The organism is Micromonospora matsumotoense (assembly GCF_900091525.1).
Taxonomy (GTDB): Bacteria; Actinomycetota; Actinomycetes; order Mycobacteriales; family Micromonosporaceae; genus Micromonospora; species Micromonospora matsumotoensis.
The window spans coordinates 1-17,084 of record NZ_FMCU01000011.1; the positions used below are offsets into that span (position 1 = coordinate 1).

The following is a 17,084-nucleotide window of genomic DNA, read 5'->3' on the forward strand; positions in this document are numbered from 1 at the left end:
GTCGATGCCGGCTTCAAGAACCGTGTCGTCGAACACGGCGCCCACCTCGGCGTCGACGTCGAGATCGTCACCAAAGACCCACAGATCAAGGGCTTCAGCGTCGTCAAACGCCGATGGGTCGTCGAACGCACCATCGGCTGGCTCATGCACCACCGCCGACTCGTCCGCGACTACGAAACCCGACCCCACAACTCCGCCAGCATGATCACCCTCGCCATGATCGACAACCTCGCCAAACGCCTCACCACCGAAACCACCCCAACCTGGCGAGAACCCCCACAACCACAACACACACAAAATACGTGAATCAGACGTCCTCTGATCGGCGTCCACCCTGGTTCAGGGTGCGTTCCTGCTGCTCTGGTGGCGGAGGGTGTGGGATTCGAACCCACGAAGACATCGCTGCCTTACCGGTTTTCAAGACCAGCGCCATCGGCCACTAGGCGAACCCTCCCGGACCGCCACCCGGGGGTGCGCGGCCTGTACCTAGTCTGCCACGAACCGCGTCCGGACGAGCCGGCCCACCACCGTCGGGCGCGGTCCGCCGTACCGGAAAGGGGTCCTTGATCCATGGCATGACCAGCGTGACCTCACCCGGACGGTCCACTGTGGCCGAAATTTCGGCCGTCCTGGACGAGCGGTGGTCCGCCCCGGGCGACGGGTGGTGGATATTGCCGACCGAAGGTGGTCGGAGTGGCAGTTGTCGTCAGACCGACGTGGTTTCGGATCGGATCGGGTAAGACTGGGCCATGCGCGCGATCACGATCCCGGTACCCGGTGGACCCGACGCACTCGTCTGGGCGGAGGTGCCCGATCCCGAGCCCGGCGCGGGTGAGGTGATCGTCGAGGTCGCCGCCAGCGCGGTCAACCGGGCCGACCTGCTCCAGCGGCAGGGGCACTACCCGCCGCCGCCGGGCGTGCCCGCGTACCCCGGCTTGGAGTGTTCGGGGGTGATCGGCGCGGTCGGTGCGGGGGTGACCGGGTGGGCGGTGGGTCAGCCGGTGTGCGCGCTGCTGGCCGGCGGCGGGTACGCCGAGCGGGTGGCCGTGCCGGCCGGGCAGTTGCTGCCGGTGCCGGCCGGCGTCGATCCGGTCGACGCCGCCGCGCTGCCCGAGGTGGCCTGCACGGTCTGGTCGAACCTGGTCCGGGTGGCCCACCTGGGCAAGGGCGAGACCCTGCTGGTGCATGGCGGCGGGAGCGGGATCGGCACGTTCGCGGTGCAGTTCGGCGCGGCGCTGGGGGCGACCGTGGTCGCGACCGCCCGGTCGACCAAGCACGACAAGCTGCGGGAGTTGGGTGCCGCGCACACCGTCGACTATCGCGAGCAGGACTTCGTCGAGGAGACCCGGCGGGTCACCGACGGACGGGGTGCGGACGTGATCCTCGACATCATGGGCGCCTCCTACCTGGCCCGGAACGTGGCGGCGCTGGCCGACGGCGGCCGGCTGGTGGTGATCGGCATGCAGGGCGGGCGCAGGGCCGAGCTGGATCTGGGCGCGCTGCTGGCGAAGCGGGCCTCGGTGGCGGCCACCGCACTGCGCTCCCGCCCGCTGGCCGACAAGGCGGACATCGTCCGGGGTGTCCGGGAGCAGGTGTGGCCGCTGGTGGAGTCGGGCGCGGTCCGGCCGATCGTGGACCGGCGGCTGCCGATGCGCGACGCCGCGCAGGCGCACCGGCTGGTCGAGTCGAGCGACCACGTGGGCAAGGTGCTGCTCACCACCGCGTGACGGCCCCGACCGGACGGCCACCGCCGGGACCGCGACGCCTCGCCGGCACCGGACCTGATCACCACCCGGGCAGCCGCGGGTGAGGACTCAGGACGGCGTGACCGGGCCGTCGCGGCGGGGCAGCACCAGACGGGCGCCGGGGCCCTCGCCGGCCAGCGTGTCGCCCGGGTTGTAGAGGGTGCAGCGCTGCAACGACAGGCAGCCGCAGCCGATGCAGCCGTCCAGGTCGTCGCGGAGCTTGCCGAGCAACTTGATCCGCTCGTCCAGCCGCTCCCGCCAGGTGCGGGACAGGGCGGCCCAGTCGTCGGGGCTGGGTGCGCGCGAGGAGGGCAGCGAGTCCAACGCGGCACGGATCTCCTCCAGCGAGATGCCGACCTGCTGGGAGATCCGGACGAACGCCACCCGGCGCAGCTCGGTGCGGGCGTACCGCCGCTGGTTGCCGCCGGTGCGTTCGGCGCTGATCAGCCCGAGCCGTTCGTAGTAGCGCAACGCCGACTGGGCCACCCCGCTGCGCGCGGAGAGCTGGCCGATGGTGAGTGACTCGTGCATCACTGCCCTTGAGTTGAAGTGAACTTCAGGTTGCACGCTAGCCACATGACCACATCGACCGCAACCCGTCCGCCGGGCCGCCTCCTCCCCGCGCCGGTCGTCGCTCCGCTGGAACGAATCCGCGCCGGTGACGCCTACGACGCCAACGTGTACTCCACCGTCGACGTGCACTGGGTGCTCTACGACCGGGTCCTGAGGGTCACCCCGGCCACCGTCGACGACCCCGACCGGGACCGCTTCCTGCTCTCCAAGGGGCACGCCGTGGCCGGCTACTACGCGGTGCTCGCCGCCAAGGGGTTCATCCCCGTCGACTGGCTCGACGACGCGGGCGGGCCGGACAGCCGGCTCGGCGGCCACCCCGACCGGACCCTGGTCCCCGGCGTCGAGATCGGCTCCGGCTCCCTCGGCCACGGCCTCGGGCTGGGCGTCGGCACCGTGCTCGGCCTGCGGGCCCAGGGTCGCACCACCCCAAGGGTGTACGTCCTGCTCGGCGACGCCGAACTCGACGAGGGCTCCAACCACGAGGCGATCGCGTACGCCGGTGCCGCCGGGCTGGCCGGGCTCACCGCGATCGTGGTCGACAACTCGTCGGCCAGCCACGGTTGGCCGGGTGGGGTGGCCAGCCGGTTCACCGTCAACGGCTGGACCGCCGCCACCGTCGACGGGCACGACCACGACGCCCTGCACGCGGCCCTCACCGGCCACGACGGCCACCGCCCGCACGTCGTCGTCGCGGTCGACACGCCCCGCCACCCGGCACACCGACCAGCCGACGCAGACCGACCGGAGCAGGCGGGCCGATCAGAGATCCAGGCCGTCCGGCCGGACCAGCCGGGCCGGTCGGTGGCCGGCGACGGACCTACCCCGGGGAGCGGGAAATGACCATGCGGGACGCCTTCGTCGCCAGCGCCACCCGGTTCCTCGACGATCCCCGGACCACCATCGTGCTGGCCGACATCTCCGCCGACGCCTTCGCCGGGGCGGCCCGCCGGTATCCGGGCCAGGTCGTCAACGTGGGCATCCGGGAACAGTTGATGGTCGGGGTCGCCGGTGGGCTCGCCCTCACCGGGCAGCGCCCGATCGTGCACAGCTACGCCCCGTTCCTCGTCGAGCGGGCGTACGAGCAGATCAAGCTGGATCTCGACCACCAGGGGGTCGGCGCGGTGCTGGTCAGCATCGGCGCGTCCTACGACCGGGCGGAGGCCGGCCGGACCCACCTGGCCCCGGCGGACGTCGCGCTGATCGACACCCTGGACGGCTGGACCGTGCACGTGCCCGGCCACCCCGACGAGGTCCCCGACCTGCTACGGGACGCGGTCTGCGGGCAGCACTCGACCTACCTGCGGCTGTCCACCCGGAGCAACGCGCGGGCGTACCCGCAGGCGGGTGGGTTGCACGTGGTGCGCGACGCCGGGCCGGGCGCGGCGCTGCTGGTGGCGGTCGGTCCGGTGCGCGACGAGGCGCTCGCGGCGGTTGCCGACCTGCCCGTGACGGTGGCCTACACGCACCGGCCCCGACCGTTCGACGTGACCGGGCTGCGGGCGCTGGCCGGCAGCGAGATGATCGTGGTGGAGCCCTACCTGGCCGGCACCTCCGCGCGGGTGGTGGCCGAGGCGCTGGCGGACCGGCCGCACCGACTGCTCAGCCTCGGCGTGGGCCGTGCGGAGCTGCGGCGCTACGGCACCGCCGAGGACCACGACCGGTGGCACGGCCTCGATCCGGCCGGGCTTCGCCGCGCGATCGGCGACTTCCTGACAGCGGGAGCCCCGGTCGGGTAATCGGACCGGACACCGGGCGACCCGACGCGGTGCCCGGACCGGAGGCGGCGACGGGACCCGGAAACAGGGGCGGGATCAGCGGGGTGAACGGGCGGGGCGGGGGCGGGGGCGGGTGCGTTCCCGGCCGAGGATCCAGATCGCCTCGACCCCGTCCTTCCACGTGATCTTCTTACCCTCCTCGCGCCCCCGCGCCCGGTAGCTGATCGGCACCTCATACGGACGGATCCGACGACGCAACAACTTGCCGGTCACCTCCGCCTCCATCCCGAAACCCCGCGACCGGACACCCAACGACCGGTACAACTCCACCGGCATCAACTTGAAACACGTCTCCAGATCACCGATATACGAGTTGAACAACACATTCGCCGCCATCGTGACACCCTTGTTACCCATCACATACCAAAAGCTGTACGCGCTGTGACTACCGAAGGTGCGGTTGCCATAGACCACAGTCGCCCGCCCATCGAGCACCGGAGCCAACAACCGGGGAATGTCCTGCGGGTCGTACTCCAAATCAGCATCCAGGATGACCATGTACTCACCCTCGGCACTGGCCACGGCCGTCTTGATCGCCGCACCCTTACCCGCGTTACGCGAATGGGTGATCACCCGCAACCGGCTGTCGTCCGCCCGACCGAGGATCTCCCCGGTGCCGTCCCGGCTACCGTCATCCACCACGACCAACTCGATCTCACACGGATAATCGACCGCCAATGCCTGCTTCAGGGCATCCGCGATGCGTTCTTCCTCGTTGTAGACCGGCATGAGGATCGAGAGCTTCACGGGAATCTCCACGGTGGCGACAGTGAGTCGGCCCTAGCCTAGCCTGGCAGGTCAGTTGGCGTGTCGACGCTGGCGGTGGGATCGGCGGGCTCGGGCTTGGGATGTTCGTCGCCGGGTCGACCAGCGCAGGATGTGCTGGGGTGGGAGCGACACGGCGAGGACGAAGGCGTGGAGGAGTCGACGGACTTCGGCGACGGTCAGCGATGATCGGCGATGACCAACTCCGGGGCGTCGTCCGCCAGCGTGAGAGCGCCGCGACACCCGCGCCGCCCTCAAGTCGATCCGGGCCGCCCCCGACGGGGCCCCGATCCACGTCATCCTGGACAACCTGTCCGCGCACAACGGCCGCAAGATCCGAGCGTGGGCGGACCACCCCCACCACCCGACGCTGACCCGGAAGCTGCAGGCCTGCCTGCGCTGGCGCAACGCCAACGCCCGCCACCCCGACATCCTGGCCGCCCAACGCCGTGAACGCGCCCGCATCCGCAGCGAACGCCGACGACGCTGGTGGACAACCCGCCACCCGCGCAGCCTGACCCCAACACCCTGAACGTTCGTGGTCACGGCACTAGCCAGGCCGTACCCGATCCCACGGTGTTCCAGATCGATGGGTGCGCCGTAGACCTCGTCACCGGTCACACAGATTTCTCAGGACATCCTGTCTCCGCGAGGCTGTTCAAGGCGTGTACGAGATCAAGCGCCAGCCGCGACGCGCATAGCAGCTGGGGTCGCCCACGAAATAGCGCCTGCAAATCAACTGCCAGGTCGACGTCAAGCGCTGGCACTATGGCCGTTGGTGGCAGACGAAAACTCGATACTCCCCGACGTCCTGGACCTCAATGATGTCCACCCTCGCGGGGGTCGATCGTGCAAAGGTATCCGGAAGTCCACTCGTGCGGGGCAGTACGTATGCCACGCGATCCGCTTGCTCCACCTGGGCGCGATACGGGCGATACCGATCGTGCCCGGGGTTCAGGTTGTCATCAACCACAGCGCAACGAATCTTCTCCGCGCTTGCATAGGCCAGTCTGTTGCACGTCCAATACTCGGTATAGATCCGTGTAAGCCCAGCAGCGAGCAGATGATCCTTCAATTGCCTTTCCTCAACTGCCTCTGCCGCGTACTGTGGCTGATGAAGAACTAGTTGTCCGGTGGCGACCAGCAAGCTGCCCACGAACGCACCGACCGTCGCGACACGGGCGATAGTCAAAACAAAGCCGCCGCCCACCTTTCGAGCCATCGTCGGATGGTTCGCACCGAAGTTGCGCGGTACCACGCTGCGGGACGTGAGACTCAGACCGGCCCACAGCGGCCAGAGAACTGCTGGCAGCGAAATGAGACCGTAGTGGAGATAGCGAGCGCTCTCCACGGGGGTCAGTGCTGATGAGGCGCTGAGAACGTAGGCGATCAGGGTCAGCCCGCCGCCGGCAAGGAGAGCGAGTCGGCTGGCATGTAGCCGTCGATCCTGAGTATCGGCCTGACGAAATGAAACTGCCCCCATTATGACCGCCGCGATCAGCAAAGTCAGATAGCCGGGCCCCCACCACATCTGCCACGCTTCACAGCGGCTCGGGCCACACACGCCAGAACTCAGTGGTAAACCGAGAAGAACTGCTCCGTGCAGTCGGTCGACCAACGGGGCCGACTCGGCGGCACCGCTGATGGAAAGCAGGACCGACAGTGAGTCGGGGTGGCCGGGCCGGAGGTTATACCAGATCAAGGGAGCCGCGCCCAGGGCGAAGCCCGCGGCGACAAGGAGTAGTCGCCCTTTAGTCAACACCTCTCGATTCGCCCAGCCTAGGAGGAACACGGCCACGGCTACGTATGGCAACGCAAGCCAGTGGGTCCACACGATGTAGCCGGCCAGCAACCCCCAACCAAAGTATATTCCCAGCCCTCCCGTTCTGCGCAACGCCAAGAGTGCCGATGCCGCCATCAATGCCGCCGTGGCCGCAGCCACGTCAGAGTATCCGCCAGCACCGATTAATTGGCTTTTTATGACGCGATCGGAACCGAATGCCATGATCGCTACAGAAAAAGCGGCAAACCATGGCGTGTAGAGAGTTCTCGTTAATTGGTAGAGCAGTATCAGAAATAGCGCGTACATGGCCAGAGCCGGCACCCGCATGACCCACCAATGCACGCCGAAAACCTGGACCAGGGGTGCCGCCAGGTAGGAATGGAACGCACCCATGTAGTGCTGGCCGTAGAAGAAGACCGGCCAGTGCCGGCCTTCCCCGATGTGCAGTGCCGCCAAGCCGGCGGTGCCTTCATCGCTGTTGGCGGGTGGAACGTCAAACGCCACCAGGAGAACCCGATAAAGGAGGCCAGCGAGACCGACGGCAGTGGCCAGCCGGCCGGGGGTCACTATTCGTACTACTCGCTGGGCGTTCGGCCCACCCGAAAGGGCGGCAGTTGCCTCACCATAATTACGAAGTCGATCATTGCTAACTGACCGCACCACCGCGCCCCCGTAATTACGAAGTCATCGAGCCAAGGCAGGATAGCTTATCGTCAGGCGACGCTGGCACCACACGATTGGTAGCGCTCAAGCCGTCGGCAGCGGCCTGGGGCTCGCGGTGGAGATTGACCTGGGCGATCAGACCGTCGCCACTCTCAAGACCTGGAGAGCCTTGGCGAAGCTATGGTGCTGCCACGCCGCGCCACCGCGACAGTGCAGGCCGTCCTCTCACGTCAGCGCTTGAGGCAGGGCCTGCGGCGATACGGCACGTCGATCGACACAGCGCTGTACGGACTTGACGCTGCCGGGCCGCGCCGGCCAATCAGCGCCTTACCAGGCTGGCACGCCGGCGGGTGCGTTCCCGGCCGAGGATCCAGATCGCCTCGACCCCGTCCTTCCAGGTGATCTTCTTGCCCTCTTCGCGCCCGCGCGCCCGGTAGCTGATCGGCACCTCGTACGGGCGGATGCGGCGGCGCAACAGCTTGCCGGTCACCTCCGCCTCCATCCCGAAACCCCGCGACCGGATGCCCAGCGACCGGTACAGCTCGACCGGCATCAGCTTGAAACAGGTCTCCAGGTCACCGATATAGGAGTTGAACAACACATTCGCCGCCATCGTGACGCCCTTGTTACCCATCACATACCAGAAGCTGTACGCGCTGTGGCTACCGAAGGTGCGGTTGCCGTAGACCACCGTGGCCCGCCCGTCGAGCACCGGGGCGAGCAACCGGGGGATGTCCTGCGGGTCGTACTCCAGGTCGGCGTCGAGAATGACCATGTACTCACCCTCGGCGCTGGCCACGGCCGTCTTGATGGCCGCACCCTTACCCGCGTTACGCGGGTGGGTGATCACCCGCAGCCGCGCGTCGTCCGCCCGGCCGAGGATCTCCCCGGTGCCGTCCCGGCTACCGTCATCGACCACGACCAACTCGATCTCACACGGATAATCGACCGCCAATGCCTGCTTGAGGGCATCCGCGATGCGTTCTTCCTCGTTGTAGACCGGCATGAGGATCGAGAGCTTCACGAGAATCTCCACGGTGGCGACAGTGAGTCGGGCCCTAGCCTAGCCTGGCAGGTCAGCCGTGCGAGGGTCGCCACCGGGCCGGCCGAGGCCCTGCCATTCGTCGCCACCGTACCGACCGGCAACGGCTCTTTCAGGGGGATGGTGTTTACTTCCGCCCATGTCGGCAGCCGGCTGGATGCTCGTGGCGGCCCCCGTCGTCGCGCTCGTGGTGCTCTCCGCTCTGCTGCGGCCCCGGGCCGCCGGGGCGGTCGCCCCGCACCGCCTCGGCGTCGTCCGGGCCGCCCTGCTGACCGGCGTCTTCGCCGTGCTGACCGTGGAGCTGCTCGGCGTCCTCGACGCGCTCACCCTGCCCGCCTTCGCCCTGGCCTGGCTGCTCTTCGTCGCCGGGGTGGCGGTGGCCGCCGGCCGGCGACGCGGCCGGGACACCCTCCGGCCCCGGACCGCCGCCGCCGAGACCCGCCAAGCGGTGCTGGTCGGCGCGACCGTGGGCGGCCCGACAGCGGAAAGCCCGACCGGGAGCGGCCCGACGACGGACGACCCGACCGGGGGCGGCCCGACGACGGACGGCCCGACCGGGGGCGGCCCGACGACAGACGGCCCGACCGGGGGCGCGGCCGCCGGCAGCGGGGCGACACCCGGACCGGAACTGCCGGCCACCGCCCGGGACGGCCTCGCGGCGCTGCTGTCCGGCTGGGCGGCCCGGCTGTCCCACTTCCGGCGTACGGCGACCCGGGGTGAGCGGCTGCTCGCCGGCGGGGTGCTCGCGATGGTGTCGATCGAGCTGGTGGTGGCGCTGCTGGCCGAGCCGAACAACTTCGACTCGCAGACCTACCACCTGCCGAAGGTGGAGCACTGGGTGGCCCAGGGCAGCCTGGAGTTCTGGCCCACCGCCATCCACCGGCAGGTGACCATCCCGCCCGGCGCGGAATACCTGCTGTTGCACCTGCGCCTGTTCACCGGCGGGGACGCCCTGCACCACCTGGTGCAGTGGGCCGCAGGGATCGGTTGCCTGCTGGCGGCCACCCGGATCACCGCCCAGCTCGGCGGGGGCCGGCGGGCCCAACTGCTCACCGCGTTCCTGCTCGCCACCACGCCGATGGTGGCCCTCCAGGCGACCAGCACCCAGACCGACCTGGTGGCCGCCGCCTGGGCCGCCTGCGCCGCCACCCTGGTGCTGGACGGCCTGCGCCGCCGGGCCGGCCTGGGCGATGCGCTGGCGCTCGGCGCGGCCACCGGCCTGACCGCGCTGACCAAGACCAGCGGGCTGATCGCCGTCGGGCCGCTGCTGCTGCTCTGGGGCCTGGCCCAACTCCGGCTCGCCACCCGCCCCACCGGGGTCGGCACCGGCGACTCCACCGGGCTCGCTCCCGGCGACTCCACCGGGGTCGGCGCCGACCGGGTCGGGCGGGCGGTCGGCGGTGTCGGGTCGGGCCCGGCGACCGGGACGGCCGACCGGCCGGCACCTACCGGGGTCCGGCAGGTGGCCCGGACGGTGGGCGGTTCGCTGCTGGTGCTGCTGGTCGCGGCGACGGTGGTGGGGCCGTTCCTGGCCCGGGAGACCGCCGAGTTCGGCCACCCGTTGGGGCCGCCCCGGCTGCGGGAGTCCATCCCGATGGAACGACACGATCCGGTCGCCGTGCTGGTCAACGCGCTGCGGATCGGGCACACCGCCTTCGACACCCCGCTCTCCCCGCTGCGCGCGGGCACCGCCGAGGCGATCATGGCCGGCTCCCGGGCGGTCGGTGTGGACCCACAGGACCGGACCATCACCTTCGGCCGGGAGGTCTTCCCGGTGCCGGCCTGGTATCCCGACGAGGACCGGGTGGCCTTCCCGCTGGCCGGGTCGCTGGCGCTGCTCGGGGCGGTCTTCGCGCTGGTCCGACCCCGCCGGGTCAGCCCCGGTCGACCGGGGGCGCTGCGGGCGTACGCGGCCGTGGTGGTGCTCGCGGTGGTCCTGCACACCGCGATGATCAAGTGGCAGCCGTGGGGGAACCGGCTGCTGCTCTACGCGCTGGTGCTGGCCGTACCGCTGGCCGGGCTCTGGGTGGACGCGGTGCTGCGGCGGCGGGCCGGGGCGGGCCGGCGGTCGGTGGCCGCCGGGCTGGTGGTGACCATGCTGGCCACCTCCGCGCTGGCCGGCGTCCTGGCCTTGTCGTACGGCTTCCCGCGCCGGCTGGTCGGTGCCGGCTCGGTCTTCACCACCACCGAGTGGGACACCCGGTTCCTGCGCCGGCCGCAGTGGGCCGACGAGTTCCGCTGGGCCGCCTCGGCGGTCCGGGCGAGCGACGCCCGACGGATCGGCCTGGTGCAGCAGAACGACAACTGGGAGTACCCCTGGTGGTTGCTGCTGCGCGACGACGACGGCCGGTCGCCCGAGCTGGTGGCGTTGCAGTCGGTGCTGCCGGACCGGCCGCCGGCCGACCCCACCTCGGTCGACGCGATCGTCTGCACCGGCCCTCGGACGGAGTGCGCCCGGCTGGTCCCGGCGGGCTGGACGATCGAGTACCGCGACCACGTCGGCTACGCGCTGCCCCCGACCCGCTGAGCGCCGACCCCGACCGCCGGCAGCGCCGGCCGACTGACCGCAGCGCCGGCCGACTGACGGGCGCCGGGCGCCCGGCGTCGGGACAGGCGTCCGACCGGGCGTCGGGGCAGGCGTCGGGCGTCGGGGCCGGCGCGGTGGTCCACGCCGGCCCCGACCGTCCCCTACGGGTCACTTCTGCTTGACCGGCACCACGATCAGCCGGGCGACGCTGGCGTCACCGTCGCGGGCCCCGGCCACGTTGACCCTGGTGCCCACCTTGATGTCGCTGGCCTTGACGGTGGTGCGCCGCTCGACCACCCGGAGCTGGTCGCCGAGCTTCCAGGTCAGGGTGAAGCCGTCGGTGGACTTCACGGTCACCGAGTCGCCGTCGACCGCGGTCACCTCGCCGCGCTGCACGACGACGGTCTTCGTGCCGCCGTCCTTCGTCTGCACCACCGCCTCACCGTGCAGGCCGTTGCGGCCCAGCAGCACCCGGGCCTGCCGGCGTTGCCGCAGCTCCTGCGCCCGCTCGGCACGCTTGCCCTTCGCCCCGGCCGACGGGGACGGGGAGGTCGACTCCCCGGCGGCCGGGGCGGGCGCGGCGAGCAGATCCAACTCGGTCGGGTCGAGGCCCAGCGCGGCCAACGCCTGCCCCTCGACGCCCAGCGCGGCGGCCACGTCGACGGCCGCGGCCTTCGTGCCGTCCTGCGCCACCTGTGCCGGCCCGCAGCCGGCGACGCCCAGCGTGAGCGCCGCGAGCAGCGACGTGGCGGTGACGGCGATTCCCCGATGTGCCATGACTCTCCCTCTGGTCCGTGGTGCCGCCAGCGTCGCGGAGTCCGATGGGCGCGGGGTCAGGCCGATGTTCGGGTCGGGTAAGGATGGGCGGGCAGCCGGACGGTGAACGCCGCGCCGCCCTCGGCCGCGTGGCCGGCGACGATCTCCCCGCCGAGCCGGCGGACCAGACCGGCGGCCAGCGCCAGCCCCAACCCGCTGCCCACCTTCCGGACCCCCCGGTAGCGCTGGTGCAGCGCGCCCCGTTCGAAGGCCACCGCCAGGTCGTCGTCGGTGAAGCCGGGTCCGCCGTCGCGGACCTCGACCAGCCCACCGGCGGCCGGGCCGGCACCGGCCGGCCGGACCGCGAGCACCACCGACGCCCCCGGCGGTACGACCCGCAGCGCGTTCTCCAGCAGCCCGTCCACCACCTGCCGGATCCGCCCCGGATCGGTGTACGCCGGCACCGCCGTGCCCGGGACCTCCAGCCGGAACGGCACCCCGACGGCCGCGCACCGCTCCGACCAGGTCCGTTCGGCGTCGACGGCCAGCCGGGTGAGGTCCACCGGCACCGGTTCCAGCGGAAAGTCCACCGCCTCCAGCCGGGCCAGCGCCAACAGGTCGGCGACCAGCCGGTCCAGGTGCTGCGCCTCGGTGAGCATCGTCCGGCCGGTGGCGGCGGCCTCGTCCGCGCCGATCACCCCGTCGGCGAGCGCCTCGGCCCACCCCCGGATCGCGGTCAACGGGGTCCGCAGTTCGTGCGAGACGGAGAGCAGGAACTCCCGCTGCCGCCCCTCGCTGGTGGCCAGCGCGGCGGCCAACCCGTTCAACGCGTACGCCAGGTCGGCGACCTCGTCGGGGGGTTCGACGGGCACCCGGACGGCCCGGTCACCGGCGCGCAGCCGGGCGGCGGCGGTGGCGGCGTGCCGGATCGGCCGGGCCAGCCGACGGGCGAGCAGCAGCCCGGCCGCCGCCCCGGCGGTGAGCCCGGCCAGCAGCGGCAGCCAGAGGGCACGCAGCACCTGCCGCCACGGCCCCTGCGGGGTGGCCCGGGTCAGCACCACCCCCTCCCCGCCGGGTAGCGCCCGCCCCTCGACGAGGGTCCGTTGGCCGTTGACGAACCGTCGACCGGAGACGTCCCGGCCGGCGGAGATCCGGTTCACCACCTGCCGGGGCAGGCCGGGGCGGTCGGCCAGTCCGCCCTGGACGACGTACACCTCGATCTGTTGTTCCCGGAGTTGGCGGATCAGCCGGTCACCGGCCGCGTCGCGCTGCCGGCTGGGGCGTACCCGCAGGACGTCGGCGGCGAGACGGGCCTGGGCGGCCAGCGCGGCCTGGTCACGGCGCTCCACCCCGCGTACCGCCAGGGGGACCGCGACCAGCGCGGTGACCAGCACCGACACCAGCGCCACCGCGCAGGTCACCAGGACCGCGCGGGCGGTCAGCGTGTGGGTGAACCGGCGTCGCGGCCGACGGCGTCGCGGCCGGACGGCGGCCGGCGGCGGTGCGGCCGGCGACTGGCGGGCCGGCGGCGGTGCGTTCCGGGGTGGAGCGGCCCGGGGTGGAGCGGCCTGCGGCGGGGTGGTCGGCAGTGGAGCGGTCGGCGGCGGCGGGGTGGTGCCGGCCGGGGGCGGGGTGGTCGGCGGCCGGGTGGCGGGCTCAGCCATTGGCGGCGTACCCGACGCCCCGGTGGGTACGGATCACGCTGGCCGGGCCGAGCTTGGCCCGGACCTGGGCGACGTGCACGTCGACGGTACGGGTGCCGGCGTGTGCCGCGTAGCCCCAGACGCCGGCCAGCAGTTCCTCCCGGGTGAAGACCCGGCCGGGGCGGGCCATCAGGTGGGCGAGCAGGTCGAATTCGGTGGAGGTGAGCTGGACGGGGGCACCGGCCGCGAGCACCGTGCGACGGGCCGGGTCGAGGGTGACCGGGCCGACCGTGCGGGGCCGGTCCGGTCCGTCCGGGGCACCGACGGTGCGCCGCAGCACCGCCCGGACCCGGGCCACCAGCTCCCGGGGGCTGAACGGTTTGGTGACGTAGTCGTCCGCGCCCAGTTCCAGGCCGACGATCCGGTCGACCTCGTCGTCGCGGGCGGTGAGGAAGATGACCGGGGTCCAGTCGCCGGCCTCGCGCAGCCGGCGGCAGATCTCGGTGCCGGCCAGGCCCGGCAGGGTGATGTCGAGGACGCAGGCCACCGGGCGCAGCCGCCGGGCGGCGGCCAACCCGGCCGTGCCGTCCCGTTCCAGGTGTACGCCGAACCCGTCCCGGCCCAGATAGAGCCGGACCAGGTCGGCGATGGACGGCTCGTCCTCCACCACGAGGACGAGCCCGCGTTGCCCGGTGGCGTCGACGGTCACCGGCCCATGATGACCGACCCGGGGCCGACCGGGACGTACGGCGGTGTTCGAGTCAGGTAAGGATGCGATCAGCGGGCCGGCAACGGGCGCAGCAACGGGGCCGGCGCGGTGGCCGGGGCGTCGCCGATGGTGGCGACGACCCGCTCCTCGGGCTTGCGCAACCGGGTCCGGAACGCGTGGTGCAGCAGCGTGTCGAGCTGCCACACCTGCTTCGGATGCGGGGTACGGATGACGAACCGCTCCCGCACCCCGTCGATCGCGGTGGCGGCCAACTCGACGGCCTGCGCCCGGGGGTCCGGGCTCCAGGTGACGTTGCTCAGCTCCCGCAGCTCGGTGTTCAGGTGCAGGCGCAGCCGGTGCAGCACCCGGGTCTGCTGGGTGACCACCAGCCGGCGGTGGGTGAGCAGGAGGAGGTATTCACCGCCGACCGGCCGGTCGGGGCGGACGCACCGGGCGACCAGGATGGTGGCGTCACCGGAGCCGACGCACTGCCGGAAGACGGGCATGTGCCGACTCACCGTCTGGACCGCCAACCCGGTCTCGGCGGCGGCCGGGAGGAAGGTGCGCGAGAAGACGTCCATACCTGGCCAACGAGCCGCCACCAGGGGTGATGTGGGTCACTGTCGACTATTGGACCTTCCACTCCCCCGTGTCGCACCGCCGGTGCGTCTTTCACCCGACCAGGTCAGTGGGGTGGGGGACGGTCCGCTGCCGGCACGGGTCAGCGCAGCGCTGCGGCGGCGGACCGGGCCACCAGCCGGGACAGCCCGGTGCCCCACTTCGGTGGCGCCTGCGGTGCGGGCCGCGACCGCGACCGCGCCGGCTGCACCAGGTCGAGATAGTTGCTGTCGATGTTCATCCGGACCCCGCCCCAGGTCTCGTGGTGGTCGCCCTGGTACTGCTTCATCCGCCGCCCGGGAGCCCAGTGCGACGCCGGCAGGGCCGGGTCGGTGACCGTCCGCACGCCGTCCCAGCGGGCGAAGTCGAGCAGGTCGGGGACGCCGTGCCCCGGCCGGTGGTAGGCGGCCACCTGGTCGCCCAGGCCGGCCGAGGTGACCTTGGTGTAGAGGCCGGCGAGAAAGCCGCGCTCGTGCAGGCGGAGGGTCCACGCGCTGACGAACCCGTCGACGGCGGCGGTGCACGCCGCGTCGCCCGACGGGTAGTGCTCCAGGTCGAGGATGAGCGTGCTGCGGCGAGCCAGACCGAGATCGTCGGCCCTGGTCGCCGCGTCGTCGGCCGCCGCACGCCCCTGGGCCGTGGCCCGGGTCGGGTCGATCCGCCGCTGGTACGTGGAGCAGGGCGCCTGCAACCCGACGTAGAGCGGGAAGATCCGCCAACCCGCCGCCTGCTGGGTCGCCACCCAACTCCGGGTGAGATTGGGCTGGGCGCATCCCCGGTTCACCCCGCCGAGATAGACGCCGACGGCCCGGTACGGCGACTTCAGCCAGGCGGTCATCGCCGCGTTCGAGGGGGCGGCGCAGGTGTCGAAGCCCAACCCGGTGAAGGTGCCCGGCTGCGGCCCGGAGTAGCCGGCGGCGCGGACCGGGCCGGCGGCCACCACCGGCGCCACGGTGGCGAGGAGCACCCAGGCCACGGTGGCGGTGATCAGCCGACGCAGGGCCGAGGGGGCGGAACTGTCCGGCACGGGTCTCCCGTTCTCGTGACGCGACGACGGTGGCGCAGCTCCGATCAGACCGACGCCGTACCCGCACCGGTCGTCACCGGCCGAGGCACGGAGCAGGCGGTGGCTACGGCGCTGGCGACGTGGTCGCGGATGCCGTGGGGATGGCCTGACGACACTGGTGGTGGGTCGACGTGGCTGAGGTGACGAGCGGCGGGCTGGGGCACGCCGGCCCGGCGGGACGCGGCGCAGCGTTCCGGGGGATCTTCCCCGGACACCGGTCGCCGTGTCCACCCCGCCCGGGCCGTCCACCTCCGACGGTGGTCGCTACGGGACGATCACCACGAGCGGTCAGACGGGCATCGGGGCGAAGAGTTCGCCGAGCCAGCCGGGCACCGCGTCGGCGTACTCGGTGCGGCTCGGGTCGGTGGTGTCCAGGGCCCGCCGCCAGGACAGCGCCCGGCTCACCGTGGTCACCCGCATGGCCAGCCCGGCGATCTCCCGCAGGGTGGCCCGGTCGTGCCGGTCGGTCCACGGCTCCAGATAGGCGTCGCGCAACCGGACCAGCATCGGATCACCCTCGGGCAGCGAGAACGTGTGTGCCGCCGAGCGCAGGGTCACCAGCAGGGTGCCGAACGGGTGCGCGACGGACGAGTCCCCCCAGTCGAAGAAGCGGTAGCCGTCGGCGGTGACGAACACGTTCCCGTCGTGCAGGTCGTCGTGCTGGACACTGGCCGGGATGCCGCTGTCGGCGAGCCGTCGGCAGTCCTCGGCGAAGCGCGGCAGGTGCGCCCGCAACCGCTCGTGGGTCGCCGCGTCCAGGCCACCCTCGAGGTCTAAGAGCAGGGCGGCCCGGTCGTCGAGCAGGTCGGCGAGGAGGCCCGGCATGGCCGCCGGCCGCTGGTCGGGTACCCCGAGCGCGACCAGTTCGTCCGCCGCCGAGGTCGCCTCCCGCTGGAGTTCGGCGTAGGCCACCAGCACGTCGACCCAGCGGGCGGGATCGGGTTCGGCCAGTTCACGCAGGGTGGGACCGCCGTCGGGCAGCAGGGACCAGCCGCGTCCGGTGTCCACCGCGACCGGGTCGAGCACCCGACCGGGGGTACGCCGGGCCAACTCGGTGAGGAGCACCGCCTCGTACGCCGTGCCGGTGTTGTTCGCCTTGAACCAGTACGACCCGGCGTCGGTGGGCACCCGCCAGACCAGCGACCAGGGGCGAAGCCGGGCCTCGACCGGGCCGGTGACCCGGCGGCCGTGCCGACCGAGTTGCCCGGTGACCCAGTCGAGGGCGGCGGACCGCCACTGCGGGTCGGCCCAGCTGGCGGCTACGGAGGTGATCGTCACGCAGCGCAGGGTAGGCCACCCACCCGCCCCGACGCCCGCCATTTCCCCACCCACCCCCGACCCCGCCCGCCTCCCGCCCAGCCCGCCCCGTGGGAGGCCCCGCGACAAGGGGAGCGATGTTGCGGTATCGAGCCACCCTGA

Annotated in this window: 14 protein-coding genes, 1 tRNA gene and 2 pseudogenes; 6 read left to right on the forward strand and 11 right to left on the reverse strand. The window is 72.0% G+C overall.

Annotated features, from left to right (window positions below; genetic code table 11):
* Positions 1 to 306, forward strand: a 306-nt coding sequence (locus GA0070216_RS20860) for a transposase (RefSeq protein ID WP_141723149.1), incomplete at its 5' end; no start/stop codon positions are given.
* Positions 307 to 364: 58 nt separating this feature from the next.
* Here the strand turns inward: GA0070216_RS20860 and GA0070216_RS20865 are convergent.
* A tRNA-Ser gene (locus tag GA0070216_RS20865) sits at positions 365 to 454 on the reverse strand.
* Positions 455 to 749: 295 nt separating this feature from the next.
* On the opposite strand from GA0070216_RS20865, the gene GA0070216_RS20870 reads away from it, so the two are divergent.
* Positions 750 to 1,727: an NAD(P)H-quinone oxidoreductase gene (locus GA0070216_RS20870; protein WP_091248674.1), complete on the forward strand. Its 978-nt coding sequence runs from the start codon at positions 750 to 752 to the stop codon at positions 1,725 to 1,727.
* 87 nt (positions 1,728 to 1,814) lie between these two features.
* Here GA0070216_RS20870 and soxR read toward each other — a convergent pair whose 3' ends face one another.
* Entirely contained in the window at positions 1,815 to 2,276 is a 462-nt protein-coding gene (gene soxR, locus GA0070216_RS20875; RefSeq protein ID WP_091248676.1) for a redox-sensitive transcriptional activator SoxR, read from the reverse strand.
* 45 nt (positions 2,277 to 2,321) lie between these two features.
* On the opposite strand from soxR, the pseudogene GA0070216_RS20880 reads away from it, so the two are divergent.
* A pseudogene (locus tag GA0070216_RS20880) lies at positions 2,322 to 3,026 on the forward strand (transketolase); the annotation flags it as partial.
* A gap of 134 nt (positions 3,027 to 3,160) precedes the next feature.
* Positions 3,161 to 4,054 (forward strand): transketolase family protein, encoded by an 894-nt coding sequence (locus tag GA0070216_RS20885; RefSeq protein ID WP_091248683.1) that lies wholly within the window; start codon positions 3,161 to 3,163, stop codon positions 4,052 to 4,054.
* Between the two features lie 75 nt (positions 4,055 to 4,129).
* On the opposite strand, the gene GA0070216_RS20890 is transcribed toward GA0070216_RS20885, so the two are convergent.
* Positions 4,130 to 4,840: a glycosyltransferase family 2 protein gene (locus tag GA0070216_RS20890; RefSeq protein ID WP_091249285.1), complete on the reverse strand. Its 711-nt coding sequence runs from the start codon at positions 4,838 to 4,840 to the stop codon at positions 4,130 to 4,132.
* Positions 4,841 to 5,046: 206 nt separating this feature from the next.
* Here GA0070216_RS20890 and GA0070216_RS35620 point away from each other — a divergent pair.
* Positions 5,047 to 5,376: pseudogene (locus GA0070216_RS35620) on the forward strand (IS630 family transposase); the annotation flags it as partial.
* A gap of 248 nt (positions 5,377 to 5,624) precedes the next feature.
* Here GA0070216_RS35620 and GA0070216_RS33905 read toward each other — a convergent pair.
* Together GA0070216_RS33905 and GA0070216_RS20900 are read right to left on the reverse strand one after the other, a co-directional pair.
* The gene (locus GA0070216_RS33905; protein WP_141723150.1) at positions 5,625 to 7,145 is read right to left on the reverse strand and encodes an ArnT family glycosyltransferase; all 1,521 of its coding nucleotides are present in this window, start codon (positions 7,143 to 7,145) and stop codon (positions 5,625 to 5,627) included.
* A gap of 478 nt (positions 7,146 to 7,623) precedes the next feature.
* A complete protein-coding gene (locus GA0070216_RS20900; protein ID WP_091248686.1) occupies positions 7,624 to 8,328 on the reverse strand; it encodes a glycosyltransferase family 2 protein in 705 nt (234 codons plus the stop codon).
* Positions 8,329 to 8,485: 157 nt separating this feature from the next.
* On the opposite strand from GA0070216_RS20900, the gene GA0070216_RS20905 reads away from it, so the two are divergent.
* The gene (locus tag GA0070216_RS20905; protein ID WP_245722618.1) at positions 8,486 to 10,873 is read left to right on the forward strand and encodes a hypothetical protein; all 2,388 of its coding nucleotides are present in this window, start codon (positions 8,486 to 8,488) and stop codon (positions 10,871 to 10,873) included.
* 168 nt (positions 10,874 to 11,041) lie between these two features.
* Here the strand turns inward: GA0070216_RS20905 and GA0070216_RS20910 are convergent, their stop codons facing one another.
* The 6 genes from GA0070216_RS20910 to GA0070216_RS20935 form a co-directional block, all read right to left on the reverse strand.
* On the reverse strand, positions 11,042 to 11,650 hold the full coding sequence (locus GA0070216_RS20910) for a hypothetical protein (protein WP_091248689.1): 609 nt from the start codon (positions 11,648 to 11,650) through the stop codon (positions 11,042 to 11,044).
* 56 nt (positions 11,651 to 11,706) lie between these two features.
* Positions 11,707 to 13,293, reverse strand: a complete 1,587-nt coding sequence (locus GA0070216_RS20915) for a sensor histidine kinase (protein ID WP_342670776.1) — start codon at positions 13,291 to 13,293, stop codon at positions 11,707 to 11,709.
* Entirely contained in the window at positions 13,286 to 13,981 is a 696-nt protein-coding gene (locus GA0070216_RS20920; protein ID WP_091248693.1) for a response regulator transcription factor, read from the reverse strand. The genes GA0070216_RS20915 and GA0070216_RS20920 overlap by 8 nt, the downstream gene beginning before the upstream one ends.
* Positions 13,982 to 14,049: 68 nt before the next feature.
* Positions 14,050 to 14,562, reverse strand: a complete 513-nt coding sequence (locus GA0070216_RS20925; RefSeq protein WP_091248696.1) for a hypothetical protein — start codon at positions 14,560 to 14,562, stop codon at positions 14,050 to 14,052.
* Positions 14,563 to 14,702: 140 nt separating this feature from the next.
* Positions 14,703 to 15,626, reverse strand: coding sequence for a DUF1906 domain-containing protein (locus GA0070216_RS20930; RefSeq protein WP_091248699.1), 924 nt, complete (start codon positions 15,624 to 15,626; stop codon positions 14,703 to 14,705).
* A 327-nt stretch (positions 15,627 to 15,953) separates the two neighbouring features.
* The gene (locus GA0070216_RS20935; protein ID WP_245722619.1) at positions 15,954 to 16,943 is read right to left on the reverse strand and encodes an aminoglycoside phosphotransferase family protein; all 990 of its coding nucleotides are present in this window, start codon (positions 16,941 to 16,943) and stop codon (positions 15,954 to 15,956) included.
* Between the last annotated feature and the right edge of the window lie 141 nt (positions 16,944 to 17,084).